The sequence below is a fragment of the Streptomyces sp. NPDC015127 genome, from assembly GCF_043080095.1.
In the GTDB taxonomy this organism is placed as follows: domain Bacteria; phylum Actinomycetota; class Actinomycetes; order Streptomycetales; family Streptomycetaceae; genus Streptomyces.
This window is the reverse complement of sequence record NZ_JBIBVE010000018.1, coordinates 30,871-46,660: the sequence shown is the minus strand read 5'-3', so window position 1 is coordinate 46,660 and position 15,790 is coordinate 30,871. Positions and strand designations below refer to the sequence as shown.

General features: G+C 70.6%; 14 protein-coding genes and 1 riboswitch. Of the genes, 9 read left to right on the top strand and 5 right to left on the bottom strand.

The features are described 5' to 3' along the window. The first annotated feature begins 106 nt into the window (after positions 1–106). The 8 genes from tsf to ACF08N_RS30385 all read left to right on the top strand — a co-directional run bounded on the left by tsf (position 107) and on the right by ACF08N_RS30385 (position 8,895). The gene (gene tsf / locus ACF08N_RS30420) at positions 107–943 is read left to right on the top strand and encodes a translation elongation factor Ts (RefSeq protein WP_392327935.1); all 837 of its coding nucleotides are present in this window, start codon (positions 107–109) and stop codon (positions 941–943) included. Between the two features lie 156 nt (positions 944–1,099). Then, positions 1,100–1,864, top strand: a complete 765-nt coding sequence (gene pyrH / locus ACF08N_RS30415; RefSeq protein WP_392327934.1) for a UMP kinase — start codon at positions 1,100–1,102, stop codon at positions 1,862–1,864. 135 nt (positions 1,865–1,999) lie between these two features. Then, entirely contained in the window at positions 2,000–2,557 is a 558-nt protein-coding gene (gene frr, locus ACF08N_RS30410; protein ID WP_177151386.1) for a ribosome recycling factor, read from the top strand. Further along, positions 2,557–3,705 carry a phosphatidate cytidylyltransferase gene (locus ACF08N_RS30405; protein ID WP_392327933.1) on the top strand — a complete coding sequence of 383 codons (1,149 nt, stop codon included), beginning with the start codon at positions 2,557–2,559 and terminating at the stop codon, positions 3,703–3,705. Before frr ends, ACF08N_RS30405 begins: the two co-directional genes overlap by 1 nt. A gap of 113 nt (positions 3,706–3,818) precedes the next feature. After that, positions 3,819–4,925, top strand: a complete 1,107-nt coding sequence (rlmN, locus tag ACF08N_RS30400; protein ID WP_392327932.1) for a 23S rRNA (adenine(2503)-C(2))-methyltransferase RlmN — start codon at positions 3,819–3,821, stop codon at positions 4,923–4,925. Between the two features lie 61 nt (positions 4,926–4,986). Beyond that, positions 4,987–5,092, top strand: a riboswitch (TPP riboswitch). After that, positions 5,088–6,185 carry a thiamine ABC transporter substrate binding subunit gene (locus tag ACF08N_RS30395; protein ID WP_392327931.1) on the top strand — a complete coding sequence of 366 codons (1,098 nt, stop codon included), beginning with the start codon at positions 5,088–5,090 and terminating at the stop codon, positions 6,183–6,185. It overlaps the preceding riboswitch by 5 nt. A 38-nt stretch (positions 6,186–6,223) precedes the next feature. Beyond that, positions 6,224–7,840, top strand: coding sequence for an ABC transporter permease (locus tag ACF08N_RS30390; RefSeq protein ID WP_392328014.1), 1,617 nt, complete (start codon positions 6,224–6,226; stop codon positions 7,838–7,840). Beyond that, positions 7,840–8,895 carry an ABC transporter ATP-binding protein gene (locus ACF08N_RS30385; RefSeq protein ID WP_392327930.1) on the top strand — a complete coding sequence of 352 codons (1,056 nt, stop codon included), beginning with the start codon at positions 7,840–7,842 and terminating at the stop codon, positions 8,893–8,895. Before ACF08N_RS30390 ends, ACF08N_RS30385 begins: the two co-directional genes overlap by 1 nt. A 93-nt stretch (positions 8,896–8,988) precedes the next feature. On the opposite strand, the gene ACF08N_RS30380 is transcribed toward ACF08N_RS30385, so the two are convergent. The 5 genes from ACF08N_RS30380 to ACF08N_RS30360 all read right to left on the bottom strand — a co-directional run bounded on the left by ACF08N_RS30380 (position 8,989) and on the right by ACF08N_RS30360 (position 14,091). After that, the gene (locus ACF08N_RS30380) at positions 8,989–10,104 is read right to left on the bottom strand and encodes an LOG family protein (RefSeq protein ID WP_392327929.1); all 1,116 of its coding nucleotides are present in this window, start codon (positions 10,102–10,104) and stop codon (positions 8,989–8,991) included. 68 nt (positions 10,105–10,172) lie between these two features. Continuing rightward, positions 10,173–11,312: a hypothetical protein gene (locus tag ACF08N_RS30375; protein ID WP_392327928.1), complete on the bottom strand. Its 1,140-nt coding sequence runs from the start codon at positions 11,310–11,312 to the stop codon at positions 10,173–10,175. Beyond that, the gene (locus tag ACF08N_RS30370) at positions 11,294–12,022 is read right to left on the bottom strand and encodes an ABC transporter ATP-binding protein (protein ID WP_392327927.1); all 729 of its coding nucleotides are present in this window, start codon (positions 12,020–12,022) and stop codon (positions 11,294–11,296) included. The genes ACF08N_RS30375 and ACF08N_RS30370 overlap by 19 nt, the downstream gene beginning before the upstream one ends. 189 nt (positions 12,023–12,211) lie before the next feature. Continuing rightward, on the bottom strand, positions 12,212–13,591 hold the full coding sequence (locus ACF08N_RS30365) for an aspartate aminotransferase family protein (protein WP_392327926.1): 1,380 nt from the start codon (positions 13,589–13,591) through the stop codon (positions 12,212–12,214). Beyond that, positions 13,576–14,091 carry an Lrp/AsnC family transcriptional regulator gene (locus ACF08N_RS30360; protein ID WP_392328013.1) on the bottom strand — a complete coding sequence of 172 codons (516 nt, stop codon included), beginning with the start codon at positions 14,089–14,091 and terminating at the stop codon, positions 13,576–13,578. Before ACF08N_RS30360 ends, ACF08N_RS30365 begins: the two co-directional genes overlap by 16 nt. Positions 14,092–14,258: 167 nt before the next feature. On the opposite strand from ACF08N_RS30360, the gene ACF08N_RS30355 reads away from it, so the two are divergent. Next, positions 14,259–15,698: a gamma-aminobutyraldehyde dehydrogenase gene (locus ACF08N_RS30355; protein ID WP_392328012.1), complete on the top strand. Its 1,440-nt coding sequence runs from the start codon at positions 14,259–14,261 to the stop codon at positions 15,696–15,698. Positions 15,699–15,790 lie beyond the last annotated feature (92 nt).

The window sequence follows — 15,790 nt, the reverse complement described above, 5'->3', positions numbered from 1 at the left end:
ACAGGTTCGGTTGACGACGGCGGGGGCGCGCTTGCCCCCGCCGTCCACCCGTAGATCTTCCCGATCTTCGTAGATCTTTCAGACTTCGAGAGAGAAACTCAGACTCATGGCGAACTACACCGCCGCTGACGTCAAGAAGCTCCGCGAGCTCACCGGCGCCGGCATGATGGACTGCAAGAAGGCGCTGGACGAGTCCGACGGCAACGTCGACAAGGCCGTCGAGGCCCTGCGCATCAAGGGCCAGAAGGGCGTCGCCAAGCGCGAGGGCCGCTCCGCCGAGAACGGTGCCGTCGTCTCCCTGATCGCCGACGACAACACCTCCGGTGTCATCGTCGAGCTGAAGTGCGAGACGGACTTCGTCGCCAAGGGCGACAAGTTCCAGGCCGTGGCGAACGCGCTCGCCGCCCACGTCGCCGCCACCTCCCCGGCGGACATCGAGGCGCTGCTCGCCTCCGAGATCGAGCCGGGCAAGACCGTCCAGGCGTACGTCGACGAGGCCAACGCCAACCTCGGCGAGAAGATCGTCCTGGACCGCTTCGCGCAGTTCTCCGGTGGCTACGTCTCGGCGTACATGCACCGCACCATGCCCGACCTGCCCCCGCAGATCGGTGTTCTCGTCGAGCTCGACAAGGAGAACGCCGAGATCGCCAAGGGCGTCGCGCAGCACATCGCCGCCTTCGCCCCGAAGTACCTCTCCCGCGAGGACGTCCCGGCCGAGGTCGTCGAGGCCGAGCGCCGTGTCGCGGAGGAGACCACGCGTGCCGAGGGCAAGCCCGAGGCCGCTCTCCCGAAGATCGTCGAAGGTCGCGTCAACGGCTTCTTCAAGGAGGCCACCCTCCTCGGCCAGCCGTACGCGCTCGACAACAAGAAGTCGGTCCAGCAGATCCTGGACGAGGCCGGTGTCACCCTGAAGCGCTTCAGCCGCATCAAGGTCGGCATCTGAGTCCGTACGCCACGGACCCCGGACCCCGGTAGGGTCTGAAGCAGTCGTCCTCGTTCGCGCCGGACGACCGCAGATCTGACGAGGAGGCCATTGCCGGCAGGGACAGCACGACCCCAACGGCAATGGCCTTCTTCGTATGTGCACGAGGAGATCTCCATGAATCAGAGCGCCGCACAAGGCGACGACAACCACGGCAAAAAGGCCGGCCGCTTCATGCTGAAGCTGTCGGGAGAGGCTTTCTCCGGCGGCACCGGTCTCGGCGTCGACCCCGACGTCGTCCATGCCATCGCGCGCGAGATCGCAGCGGTCGTCCGTGACGGCGCTGAGATCGCCGTCGTGATCGGCGGCGGAAACTTCTTCCGCGGAGCCGAGCTCCAGCAGCGCGGCATGGACCGGGCACGCTCCGACTACATGGGCATGCTCGGCACCGTGATGAACTGCCTCGCTCTCCAGGACTTCCTGGAGAAGGAGGGCATCGACTCCCGCGTGCAGACCGCCATCACGATGGGACAGGTGGCGGAGCCGTACATCCCGCTGCGCGCCGTACGGCACCTGGAGAAGGGCCGCGTCGTCATCTTCGGCGCCGGTATGGGCATGCCCTACTTCTCCACCGACACCACCGCCGCCCAGCGGGCCCTGGAGATCGACGCCGAAGCACTGCTGATGGGCAAGAACGGTGTCGACGGCGTCTACGACTCCGACCCCAAGTCCAACCCGGACGCGGTGAAGTTCGACGCGCTGGAGTACGGCGAAGTGCTGTCCCGCAACCTCAAGGTCGCCGATGCCACCGCCATCACCCTCTGCCGCGACAACGCCCTTCCGATCCTTGTCTTCGAACTCCTCGCCGAGGGCAATATCGCTCGGGCCGTCAAGGGTGAGAAGATCGGCACGCTCGTGAGCGACCGGGACACCCGGGCCTGACCCGAGGGCCTCGGGGGACGCCCTCGGGGGATGGACAAAGCCCTGCCGGTCGGACACCGTGCAGGGAACACGCGACGCAGGTTCCGCCGGCCCAGTCCGATGCCGGGCCCAACTCAAGACACGCAGGAGCAAGTGGTGATCGAAGAGACCCTCCTCGAGGCCGAGGAGAAGATGGAGAAGGCCGTCCTGGTCGCCAAGGATGACTTCGCCGCGATCCGCACCGGACGTGCGCACCCGGCGATGTTCAACAAGATCGTGGCGGACTACTACGGTGCCCTGACCCCGATCAACCAGCTGGCGTCGTTCTCGGTCCCGGAGCCGCGGATGGCCGTTGTGACGCCGTTCGACAAGACCGCTCTGCGCAACATCGAGCAGGCGATCCGCGACTCGGACCTCGGTGTCAACCCGAGCAACGACGGCAACATCATCCGCGTGGTCTTCCCGGAGCTCACGCAGGACCGCCGCAAGGAGTTCATCAAGGTCGCCAAGTCGAAGGCCGAGGACTCCAAGATCTCGATCCGCTCCGTGCGCCGCAAGGCGAAGGAGACCATCGACAAGTTCATCAAGGACGGCGAGGTCGGCGAGGACGAGGGCCGGCGTGCGGAGAAGGAGCTCGACGACACCACCGCGAAGTACGTCGCGCAGGTGGACGAGCTGCTCAAGCACAAGGAAGCCGAGCTGCTCGAGGTCTGATGAACGACTCTTCCTGGGGGGCCTCGCACGGCGCCGGATACGCCGGTGCATGGCCACCGCCCGACCAGGGGCCCCTCCCGGCGGGTCCTGCCTACGATGGGCACGACGCACGGTATACATCAGAGACGCAGCCCATGCCCATCGTGCCGGACTTTCCCGACGCAGGTAGAGACGCCGAATCCCCTGAGGGGCCCGGCGGCCGGGCAGGCCGCGAGGACCGTGGCCGGGGGGCCGCACCGCTCGGTGGCCCCCTGTTCCGCGACGAGAACACGCAGGAGCCCATGCACAGCCCGCCGCCGGCCGCGCCTCAGCAGCCGCAGCCGCCGCAGAAGAAGCGGGCCGGCCGCGACCTGCGGGCGGCCATAGGGGTCGGCGTGGGTCTCGGCGCGGTGATCGTCGCGTCGCTCTTCATCGTCAAGGCCGTGTTCGTCGGCGTGATCGCGGTCGCCGTCGTCGTCGGCCTGTGGGAGCTGACCGCACGCCTCCAGGAGCGCAAGCAGATCAAGGCGCCGCTGGTACCGCTCGCGGTCGGCGGCGCTGCCATGGTCGCGGCCGGTTACGTACGCGGGGCCGAAGGCGCCTGGGTGGCCATGGCGCTGACGGCGCTCGCGATTCTCGTGTGGCGCATGACCGAGCCGCCCGAGGGCTACCTCAGGGATGTCACGGCCGGTGTCTTCGCGGCCTTCTACGTGCCGTTCCTCGCCACGTTCGTCGCGCTGATGCTCAGCGCGGACGACGGGCCGGAACGGGTGATCACCTTCCTGGTGCTCACGGTCGTCAGCGACACGGGGGCGTACGCGGTCGGCTGGCGCTTCGGGAAGCACAAGCTGGCGCCGCGCATCAGCCCCGGCAAGACCCGTGAGGGGCTGCTGGGTGCGGTCACTTTCGCGATGGGCGCGGGCGCGCTGTGCATGCAGTTCCTCGTCGAGGACGGCACCTGGTGGCAGGGGCTGCTGCTCGGCCTCGCGGTCGCGGCCAGCGCGACGCTGGGCGACCTCGGGGAGTCGATGATCAAGCGGGATCTCGGCATCAAGGACATGGGCACCCTGCTCCCGGGGCACGGCGGCATCATGGACCGTCTGGATTCGCTGCTGCCGACCGCACCGGTGGTGTGGCTGCTGCTGGTGGTGTTCGTCGGCTCCGGCTGACCTGCGGGTTTCCGCGTGAGGGCTCGTTGTCGTCCCCCATGGCCCCCTCGGTGCATGGGGGTACCCCCTGGGCGGCGAGCCCTCCGTCGTATCTCTGCGACACTGGTAGCACCATGCCCAAGCCCGGAGAACTCACTTTCGTCGCGCCCCGCGGAGCCAAGAAGCCCCCGCGGCATCTCGCCGACCTCTCGCCCGCCGAGCGCAAGGACGCCGTCGCCGCGATCGGCGAGAAGCCGTTCCGCGCCAAGCAGCTGTCCCAGCACTACTTCGCGCGGTACGCGCACGACCCCGCGCAGTGGACCGACATCCCCGCGTCCGCGCGGGAGAGGCTCGCCACGGAGCTGCTGCCCGACCTGATGTCGGTCGTGCGGCACATCTCCTGCGACAGCGACACCACCCGCAAGACCCTGTGGCGCCTCCACGACGGCACGCTCGTCGAGTCCGTCCTGATGCGCTACCCGGACCGGGTCACGATGTGCATCTCCTCCCAGGCGGGCTGCGGGATGAACTGCCCGTTCTGCGCCACCGGACAGGCCGGCCTCGACCGCAATCTGTCCACCGCCGAGATCGTGCACCAGATCGTCGACGGCATGCGCGCGCTGCGGGACGGCGAGGTGCCCGGAGGCCCCGCCCGCCTGTCGAACATCGTGTTCATGGGCATGGGGGAGCCGCTCGCCAACTACAAGCGGGTCGTCGGCGCCATCCGCCGGCTGACCGACCCCGAGCCGGACGGCCTCGGTCTCTCGCAGCGCGGCATCACCGTCTCCACGGTCGGTCTGGTCCCCGCGATGCTGCGTTTCGCCGACGAGGGCTTCAAGTGCCGTCTCGCCGTCTCCCTGCACGCGCCGGACGACGAGCTGCGCGACACGCTGGTGCCGGTCAACACCCGCTGGAAGGTCCGCGAGGTCCTCGACGCCGCCTGGGAGTACGCGGAGAAGTCCGGCCGCCGGATCTCCATCGAGTACGCGCTGATCCGCGACATCAACGACCAGGCGTGGCGCGGCGATCTGCTCGGCCGTCTCCTCAAGGGCAAGCGGGTCCATGTGAACCTGATCCCGCTGAACCCGACGCCCGGGTCCAAGTGGACGGCGTCGCGGCCGGAGGACGAGAAGGCCTTCGTGGAGGCCATCGCCGCCCATGGAGTGCCGGTCACCGTCCGGGACACCCGTGGCCAGGAGATCGACGGGGCGTGCGGGCAGCTGGCGGCACAGGAGCGGTGACGGAGAGGTCGCCGGGCTTGGCTGGTACTGTGCCTGTGCATTCGCACAAATGAACAACGAAACATTCCGACAGGGGAGCGCAGCAGAGCGCTGAGAGTGCGGCACGGCCGCAGACCCTCGGACCTGATCCGGGTCATACCGGCGTAGGGAGTCAGCACCATCATGAACAGCCAGCTTCGGCGTGCCACCGGCACCGCGCTCGCCGCCGCCCTCGGCGTCACCGCCCTCGCGGCCTGCGGCGGCGAGTCCAAGGACTCCGGCTCCGGCACCGGCGGCGGGTCCAAGACCGTCACGCTCGTCAGCCACGACTCCTTCGCGGCGTCCGACGCCGTCCTGAAGGAGTTCACCCGGCAGACCGGGTACACCGTCAAGGTCCTCAAGAGCGGTGACGCCGGTGCCGCGCTCAACAAGGAGATCCTCACCAAGGGCTCCCCGCAGGGCGACGTCTTCTTCGGCGTCGACAACACCCTGCTCTCGCGCGCCCTCGACAACGACCTGTTCACGCCGTACGAGGCCAAGGGGCTCGACCAGGTCGCGGACGAGGTGCGGCTGGACGCGGACAAGCACCGCGTCACGCCCGTCGACACCGGCGACATCTGCGTGAACTACGACAAGAAGTTCTTCGCCGACAAGAAGCTCGCGCCTCCGAAGACCTTCGCCGACCTCGCGAAGCCCGCGTACAAGAACCTGCTCGTCGTCGAGAACCCGGCGACGTCCTCGCCCGGCCTCGGCTTCCTGCTCGGCAGCGTCGGCGCGTTCGGCGAGTCCGGCTGGCAGGACTACTGGAAGAAGCTCAAGGCCAACGGCGTCAAGGCCGTCGACGGCTGGGAGCAGGCGTACAACGAGGAGTTCTCCGGCTCGGCGGGCGGCAAGAAGGCGGGGGCCGACCGTCCGCTCGTCGTCTCGTACGCCTCCAGCCCGCCGGTCGAGGTCCTCTACGCCGACCCCCAGCCCGCCGAGGCGCCGACCGGTGTCGCAACCGGCACCTGCTTCCGCCAGATCGAGTTCGCCGGACTCCTCAAGGGCGCGAAGAACGAGGCGGGCGGCAAGGCGCTGCTGGACTTCCTGATCACCAAGAAGTTCCAGGAGGACATGCCGCTGAACATGTTCGTCAACCCCGTGGTCGAGGGCGCGAAGGTGCCCGAGCTGTTCACCGAGCACGGTGTGGTCGTCGACAATCCCGAGACCGTCGCTCCCGGCACGATCGCCGAGAACCGTGAGCAGTGGGTCCGGTCGTGGTCCTCGCTCGTCCTGAAGTAGGGCAGTCCCTGCGGGGGAACGCGGCGCGGCTCGCCCTGATGGCCGGCCCCGTCGCGTTCTTCGCCGTCTTCTTCGCCTACCCGGTCGCCGCCATCGTCGGCCGGGGCCTGCGCGTCGAGGGCACCTGGCAGTTCGGACGGTTCGGCGAGGTCCTCGGACGCCCGGACATCCTGCACGTCCTGTGGTTCACCACGTGGCAGGCGCTCGCCTCCACCGCGCTCACCCTGCTCCTCGCCCTGCCCGGCGCCTACGTGTTCGCCCGGCTCGAATTCCCCGGCAAGCGCCTCCTGCGCGCCGTTGTCACGGTGCCGTTCGTGCTGCCGACAGTCGTCGTCGGGACGGCGTTCCTCGCCCTGCTCGGCCGTGGCGGGCTGCTCGACGACCTGTGGGGCGTACGCCTGGACACCACGGTCTGGGCGATCCTGCTCGCGCACGTCTTCTTCAACTACGCCGTGGTCGTCCGCACCGTCGGCGGCCTGTGGTCGCAGCTCGACCCGCGCCAGGAGGAGGCGGCCCGCGTGCTCGGCGCCGGGCGGCTCACGGCCTGGCGACGGGTGACGCTTCCCGCGCTCGCGCCCTCCGTCGCCGCAGCGGCGCTGATGGTCTTCCTGTTCACCTTCAGCTCGTTCGGTGTCGTGCAGATCCTCGGCGGACCGACGTTTTCCACCCTCGAGGTGGAGATCTACCGGCAGACGGCCGAGATGCTCGACCTGCCGACCGCGGCCGTGCTCACGATGCTGCAGTTCGCGGCCGTCGGTGTCGTCCTCGCCGTGCACGCCCGGACCGTACGCCGCCGGGAGAGCGCGCTGCGGCTCGTCGACCCGGCCCGCACCGCGCGCCGCCCGCGCGGAGCCGCTCAGTGGGCGGTGCTCTGCGGGGTCCTCGTCACCGCCGCCGTGCTCCTGATCGCGCCGCTCGGCGTGCTGGTCGAGCGGTCCTTCGACACCCCCGTGGGCTACGGACTCGACTACTACCGAGCGCTCACCGTCCTCGACGATAGCGGCGGCGCCTTCCTCGTCCCGCCGATCGACGCCGTGGCCAACTCCCTGGAGTACGCGCTCGTCGCCACCGCCGTCTCGGTGCTGGTCGGCGGGCTCGCGGCGGCCGCCCTCACCCGCAGGGCCGGCCGGCTCGTCCGCGGATTCGACGCGCTGCTGATGCTGCCCCTCGGGGTCTCCGCCGTGACCGTCGGCTTCGGTTTCCTGATCACAGTCGACGAGCCGCCGCTCGACCTGCGCGGCTCGTGGATGCTGGTGCCACTCGCCCAGGCCCTGGTCGGCGTGCCCTTCGTCGTGCGGACGATGGTGCCCGTCCTGCGCGCCGTGGACGTCCGGCTGCGCGAGGCGGCGGCCGTGCTCGGCGCGTCGCCGCTGCGCGCCTGGCGCGAGGTCGACCTGCCGCTGGTGAGCCGGGCGCTGCTGGTGGCGGCGGGGTTCGCGTTCGCCGTCTCGCTCGGCGAGTTCGGGGCGACCGTCTTCATCGCCCGGCCCGACCAGCCGACGCTGCCCGTCGCGGTCGCCCGGCTGCTGGGCAGGCCCGGCGAGCTCAACTACGGGCAGGCGATGGCGCTCGGCACCATCCTGATGGTGGTGTGCGCCACCGCGCTGCTCCTCCTCGAACGCATCCGCCCCCGTACCACCTCCGAGGAGTTCTGATGGCCCTGCTGGAACTGGAGGGCGTCACCGTACGGTTCGGGTCGCGGACCGCCCTCGACGCGATGGACCTGGAGGTCGCCGAGCACGAGATCGTGTGCGTGCTGGGGCCGAGCGGCAGCGGGAAGTCCACGCTGCTCAGGGTGGTCGCCGGACTCCAGCGCGCCGACGCGGGCCGGGTCCTGCTCGCGGGCGCCGACCAGGCCGGGGTGCCGGTCCACCGCCGGGGCGTGGGCCTGATGTTCCAGGACCATCAGCTCTTCCCGCAGCGCGACGTGGCGGGCAACGTCGCGTTCGGGCTGCGCATGCGTCCGCGCGACCGCGGCGACGCCCTCGGCGCACGCCGCGATGAACAGGCCCGCCGCGTGGACGAGTTGCTTGAGCTCGTCGGGCTGCCGGGCGCGCAGCGGCGACCCGTGGCCGCGCTGTCGGGCGGTGAGCAGCAGCGGGTGGCGCTGGCCAGGGCGCTGGCGCCGGAGCCCACGCTGCTGATGCTCGACGAGCCGCTCGGCCAGCTGGACCGCGGGCTGCGGGAGCGGCTCGTCGTCGAACTGCGCGGCCTGTTCGGCCGGTTGGGCACCACGGTCCTCGCCGTCACCCACGACCAGGGGGAGGCCTTCGCGCTCGCCGATCGGGTCGTGGTCATGCGGGACGGGCACATCGCCCAGGCGGGTACGCCGCTGGAGGTGTGGCAGCGCCCGGCTTCGGAGTTCGTCGCCCGCTTCCTCGGCTTCGACAACGTCGTGCCCGCCACGGTCAGCGGCGCGGTCGCCGGCACCGTCTGGGGCAAGGTCCCCGTCCCGGACGGCTCGCCGCAGGGCGAACGCACCCTGCTCGTGCGGCCGTCCGGCGTCCACGTCGTGGAGCCGGGCCAGGGCCTGGCCGCCACGGTCGTCTCGCGCACCTTCCGCGGCAGCCATGTCGCCTTGCGCCTGCGGCCCGCCGAAGGGCCCCTGCTGGAAGCCGAGTGCTCGCTGCGGGACGCGCCCGAGGAAGGGGCGGGGGTCGGTGTCGTCTTCGCCGCGGACGACGTGGTGGTCCTGGAGTCCGGCGCCTGACCCGCGTGCTCCGGTGGCCTGCTCGGACGTCTCCGCGTCCCGTGTCGGCCTGCCCGGACGCCGGCGCCTGATCCGCCTGTCCCGCCGGCCTTCCTAGACGCCCGCCCCCAGGCGCAGCAGCGCCTGCGGCGCCTCCTCGACCGAGTCCACCAGGGCGATCCGCGACTCCATGGACCGGCCCCGGGCGAGCGACCGCAGGAGCGGCCAGGTGGGCAGGTGGTCGGTCCAGTGGGTGCGGTCGACCAGCACCATGGGGGTGGGCTCGCCGCGCGACCCGTAGTAGTTGGGGGTCGTGTTGTCGAAGATCTCCTGCACCGTTCCGGCCGCGCCCGGCAGGAAGACCACACCCGCGTCGCAACGGGCCAGCAGGCCGTCCTCGCGTGTGGCGTTGGCGAAATACTTGGCGATGTGACCCGCGAACGCGTTCGGCGGCTCGTGCCCGTAGAACCAGGTGGGGATGCCGACCGAGTCGCCACCGCGCGGCCAGCGGCCACGCACCTCGAAGGCGGCCTGCGCCCAGTCGGTCACCGAGGGCATGAAGGAAGGTGCCTTGGCCAGCAGCTGGAGGGCGTCCGCCAGCATCTCCTCGGAGTGCGGAGCGGCGTACGCGCCGAGGTTGGCGGCCTCCATCGCACCCGGCCCGCCCCCGGTCGCCACCGTGAACCCGGCTCGGGTGAGGGCCCGGCCGAGCCGTGCCGCGCCCGCGTACGCCTCGGTGCCCCGGCCCATCGCGTGTCCGCCCATCACCCCCACCACCCGGGCGCCGGTCAGGAGTTCGTCGAGGGCGTCCGAGATGGCGTCGTCGTGGATCGAACGGAGCATCGAGGCGAAGATGTCGCCGTCGGCCTTGGTGCGCTGGAACCAGTCGTAGGCGAGGGCGTCCGGGGTGGCCGCGTACCCGTCGTCGAGCCCGGCGAAGAGGTCGCCTGCGGTGTAGAGGCGGTTGCGGTACGGGTCGAACGGCAGATCCGGTACGGGCGGGAAGACGAGCGCCCCGTCGGCACGGACCTTCGCCGCGGCCGCGGGCTCCATCGGGCAGCCGAGGAACACCGCCTGGCCGGTGTCCGTGGCGAACAGCACGGACGTGCGCCGCGTGAGATCGACGGACTGGACGCGGAATCCGGCCAGAGAGCCGTGGGAGACCGCCCGGTCGAACTCGTCGAGCGACTCGATCTCGCGGTGCGCCGCCTGCGGCTCGGGGTGCGTCATGGGCCCACGATAGGCCGGGCGGCCCCGTACGACGCCGCGGCGAGGCGCGCAGGGATCGGGAAGAGGGCCTAACCCTTCAGCGGCGCGGCCGCGAGTGTGGCGACCGTCCAGGTCAGCGGCGCGAACAGCACGAGCAGGGCTCCCGCGCGCAGCCATGCGGCCTGGCGCAGCGCCGCCGGGTGCGCGCCCAGCTGCACCAGGGCCTCGGTGGTGGCGGCGCGCGACTGCCGGGCCTCCAGCGCGGCCGTGAGCAGCGTGGCCGTCGTGCAGGCGACGACGAGCGTCGTGCCCAGGCCGGTCATCGGGCCCCAGGGGCGCGCCGCGTCCCCGTGGAGCGCGGTCACCGCGAGCGCCCCGGAGGCCACCGCGCACACCACGCCGAGGGGGCGGCCGATACGGCGGGCCTCCTCCATGAGGACGCGGCCCGCGAGCAGCCGGATCGCGCCGGGACGTACGGCCTGGAGGAGACGCCCGCACACATGCGTGAGGGCAGGACCCGCGAGCCACAGGCCGGCCGCGGCCAGCACCCAGCCCGCGAGCACCCCGGCCGGGTGGCCGGCGAACTGGCCGGAAAGGGCGAGCGTCTGCCCGGCGGGCCGTCCGCTCGCGTACGTCTCGACCGCGAGGCCGCCGGCGATCATGGCGACCCCCCACGGCAGTCCCGCGGGCACCGATGCGGGCGCGCCCTCCTGGGAGGAGGGCCGGGTGCGCAGCGCGATCGCCGTGGCCACCGGGGCGGCCGCCGGGACGATCGCCAGCAGCAGCAGCGTGGCGCCCAGCGGCAACGAGCGGTCGGCCGCGAGCAGGTCGGCGGCCGCCCCGTCGAACGGCAGCCCGCTCAGGTCGCCGCGCAGGTGCAGGAAGAACAGCAGGGCGGCCACGCTCCCGAGCGTCGTCGCCACGGCGGTGGTCGCCGCGGCGACCACCGCGAGCCTGGCCGGCCCGAGGCCGATGGCCGACAGGCCGGGCCGGGCCCGGGTGCCCGGGTCGGTGCGGGCGACGGCGACGGCCAAGTACACGGTCGCCGCGAGCGGGATCAGACACCACAGCAGCCGCTGCGTGGCGGCCCGGGCGTCGGCGGGGTGGGACAGCGCGTACGTCAGGGTGCACAGCATCAGGAAACCGACGCCCGCGGACGCCGCGGCGACCAGGAGCCGCCGCAGCTGTACGAGGGCGTGGCCGCCGCGGGCTAGACGGAGAGCGAGCACGCTGCCCGGCCTTCCGCCTCGGCGGCCTGGGGCGAGCCGGCCCGGCGGCCGTCGGCGAGCATGATCGCGCGGTCGGCGAGGGCGGCGACGTCGGCGTCGTGTGTGGCGAGGACCATGGTGATGCGGTGCGACCTGGCGGCTGCCGCGACCGTACGCAGCAGATGGGCGCGGTCGGCGCTGTGCAGCGTCGCGGTCGGCTCGTCGGCGAAGAGCACGGACGGTGCGGTGATCAGAGCGCGGGCGACGGCGACGCGCTGCTGTTCGGCTCTGACGAGGGCGTACGGCCGCTTGCCCGCCGCGGGCCCGACGTCCAGGCGGTCCATCCACTCCAGGGCGGTCTTCTTGGCCGCGCGGCGGGAGACGCCGCGCAGGAGCAGCGGCAGGGCGGCGTTCTCCCACGCCTTGAGCTCGGGGACGAGGCTCGGTTCGGGGCCGATCCAGCCGAAGCGGTCGCGGCGCAGCCGTTCGCGCTGGAGCGGGGACATGGTGTGCACGGGCGTGCTGTTGAACCACACCTCGCCCTGCTGCGGGACCAGTTGGCCGGAAAGGCACTGCAGGAGTGTGGTCTTTCCACTGCCGCGCGCTCCGTACACGGCGAGGATCTCGCCCTCCCGTACGCCGAGCGACACCCCGACGAGCGCCGGTGAGCCGCGGTGGGAGTGGTGCAGGGAACGTGCCCAGATCACGTCGTTGTCCGGCGGGGCCACCATCGCGTACACCTCGGTTCTGATCAGATTTCCGGCCCCCCGTACGGGGGAACGAAGACAGGGCCGATCGGTCACTGGGCACGCTAAGGAGTCACTGCCGGGCTCCGGGGAAGCACGCGGCCCGGGCACCGCCCATCTCACTCGGATGGGGGTACCCGGGCCGTTCGTACGGGGGCCTGAGGCCCGGGGAGGCTAGAGCTTGGTCCAGGCCTCGGTGAGGACCGAGCGCAGGATCTGCTCGATCTCGTCGAAGGTCTCCTGGGTGGAGACCAGCGGCGGCGCCAGCTGGACGACCGGGTCGCCGCGGTCGTCGGCCCGGCAGTAGAGGCCGGCGTCGAACAGCGCCTTGGAGAGGAAGCCGTACAGGACGCGCTCGGTCTCCTCCTCGTTGAAGGACTCCTTGGTGGCCTTGTCCTTCACCAGCTCGATGCCGTAGAAGAAGCCGTTGCCGCGGACGTCGCCGACGATCGGCAGGTCGTGCAGCTTCTGCAGCGTCGACAGGAAGTTGCCCTCGTTGTCGAGCACGTGCTGGTTGATCTTCTCGTTCTCGAAGATGTCGAGGTTGGCGATTCCCACGGCCGCGGAGACCGGGTGGCCGCCGAAGGTGTAGCCGTGCAGGAAGGTGTTGTCGCCCTTGTAGAACGGCTCGGCGATGCGGTCCGAGACGATGCAGGCACCGATCGGGGAGTAGCCCGAGGTCATGCCCTTGGCGCAGGTGATCATGTCCGGCACGTAGCCGAACTTGTCACAGGCGAACATCGTGCCGAGCCGGCCGAAGGCGCAGATGACCTCGTCGGAGACGAGCAGCACGTCGTACTGGTCGCAGATCTCGCGGACCCGCTGGAAGTACCCGGGCGGCGGCGGGAAGCAGCCGCCCGCGTTCTGCACCGGCTCCAGGAAGACCGCGGCGACGGTCTCGGGGCCCTCGAAGAGGATCTGCTGCTCGATCTGGTCGGCGGCCCAGCGGCCGAAGGCCTCGGGGTCGTCGCCGTGGATCGGGGCGCGGTAGATGTTGGTGTTCGGCACCTTGTGCGCACCGGGGACCAGCGGCTCGAAGGGGGCCTTGAGCGCCGGCAGGCCGGTGATGGACAGGGCGCCCTGCGGGGTGCCGTGGTAGGCGACCGCACGCGAGATGACCTTGTACTTGGTCGGCTTGCCCTGGAGCTTGAAGTACTGCTTGGCGAGCTTCCAGGCGGTCTCGACGGCCTCGCCGCCGCCCGTGGTGAAGAAGACCTTGTTCAGGTCGCCCGGGGCGTGGTGCGCGAGGCGCTCGGCGAGCTCGACGGCCTTCGGGTGGGCGTAGGACCACACCGGGAAGAACGCCAGCTCCTTCGCCTGCTTGGCGGCGGTCTCGGCGAGCTCGTGCCTGCCGTGACCGGCCTGGACCACGAAGAGGCCGGCGAGGCCGTCCAGGTAGCGCTTGCCCTTGTCGTCGAAGATGTAGGTGCCCTCACCACGCACGATGGTGGGCACGGGTGCGTTCTCGTACGACGACATGCGGGTGAAGTGCATCCACAGGTGGTCGTAGGCGGTCTTGGAGAGGTCCTTGCTCACGGCTATCGGGTTCCCCACATATAGGTCTGCTTCTTGAGCTTGAGGTAGACGAAGCTCTCGGTGGAGCGCACGCCGGGGAGCGCACGGATCCGCTTGTTGATCACTTCGAGCAGGTGGTCGTCGTCCTCGCAGACGATCTCCACCATCAGGTCGAAGGAGCCCGCGGTCATCACCACGTACTCGCATTCGGCCATGGCCGTCAGCGCATCCGCCACGGGGTCGAGGTCGCCCTCGACCTTGATGCCGACCATCGCCTGGCGCCTCAGGCCCACGGTGAGCGGGTCCGTGACGGCGACGATCTGCATCACGCCTTGGTCGAGCAGCTTCTGGACGCGCTGTCGCACGGCCGCCTCGGAAAGGCCCACGGCCTTGCCGATCGCGGCGTACGGGCGGCGCCCGTCCTGCTGGAGCTGTTCGATGATCGCGAGGGAGACAGCGTCGATCGTCGGGGACGACGAACCGCTGCCGACCTGGTTCCTGGAGTCTGCGCTACGACTGGCCACGACCTCACTCTGCACCGGTACCCGTCGATCTGGCAAGCCCTGAGTGATGAAATCCGTTGTTTGTGAGATCAAATCTCACTGAATCCGAAGTTGGGGGGCGTCGGGCCTGTTGAAAACGTCGCCGGAGACATTAGGGTGGGTTGTCTCACCCATCGGGACATCTGACAGGAGGGGTGGCAACAGTGACCACCGAGCTGCGTCGTCTGCGCAACTACATCAACGGGGAGTTCAGGGACGCCGCCGACGGCCGGACCATCGACGTCGTCAACCCCGTCACCGGCGAGGTGTACGCCACGTCGCCGCTCTCCGGAGAGGCCGACGTCGACGCCGCCATGGAGGCCGCCGCGGCTGCCTTCCCCGCCTGGCGTGACACCACGCCCGCCGAGCGCCAGAAGGTGCTCCTGAAGATCGCCGACGCCTTCGAGGAGCGGGCCGAGGACCTGATCGCGGCCGAGTCGGAGAACACGGGTAAGCCGCTCGGGCTGACCCGCACCGAAGAGGTCCCGCCGATGGTGGACCAGATCCGCTTCTTCGCGGGCGCGGCGCGCATGCTCGAAGGCCGCTCCGCCGGCGAGTACATGGAGGGCATGACCTCCATCATCCGCCGCGAGCCGGTTGGCGTCTGCGCCCAGGTCGCGCCGTGGAACTACCCGATGATGATGGCCGTATGGAAGTTCGCCCCGGCGCTCGCCGCGGGCAACACGGTCGTGCTCAAGCCGTCCGACACCACCCCGGCGTCGACCGTGCTGATCGCCGAGATCATCGGCTCCATCGTCCCCAAGGGCGTCTTCAACGTCATCTGCGGCGACCGCGAGACCGGCCGCGCGATGGTCGAGCACGCGACGCCCGCGATGGCCTCCATCACCGGCTCCGTGCGCGCCGGCATGCAGGTCGCCGCGTCCGCCGCCAAGGACGTCAAGCGCGTCCACCTCGAGCTCGGCGGCAAGGCGCCGGTCGTGGTCTTCGAGGACACCGACATCGCCAAGGCCGTCGAGGACATCTCGGTCGCGGGCTTCTTCAACGCCGGCCAGGACTGTACGGCGGCCACGCGCGTCCTCGTGCAGGAGTCGATCCACGACGAGTTCGTCGCGGCTCTGGCCAAGGCGGCGGCGGAGACCAAGACGGGCGCGCCGGACGACGACGACGTGCTCTTCGGCCCGCTCAACAACGCCAACCAGCTGGCGCAGGTCTCCGGCTTCATCGACCGCCTGCCGGCGCACGCCAAGGTCGAGGCGGGCGGCCACCGCGTGGGCGACAAGGGTTACTTCTACGCCCCGACCGTCGTCTCCGGTCTCAAGCAGGACGACGAGATCATCCAGAACGAGGTCTTCGGCCCGGTGATCACCGTCCAGTCCTTCTCGGACGAGGCGCAGGCGCTGGAGTGGGCGAACGGCGTGGAGTACGCGCTGGCGTCGTCGGTGTGGACCAAGGACCACGCGCGCGCGATGCGCATGTCCAAGGCGCTGGACTTCGGCTGCGTGTGGATCAACACGCACATCCCGCTGGTGGCGGAGATGCCGCACGGCGGCTTCAAGAAGTCGGGCTACGGCAAGGACCTGTCGGCGTACGGGTTCGACGACTACACGCGGATCAAGCACGTGATGACGTCGCTGGACGGCTGACGTTCGCGAACGCCCGGGGCGGGCGGGGGACTTCCCCCGCCCGCCCCTTCCGTCTGTCCGGACGGACACGGCGCCGACCGGGCGGATTCCGT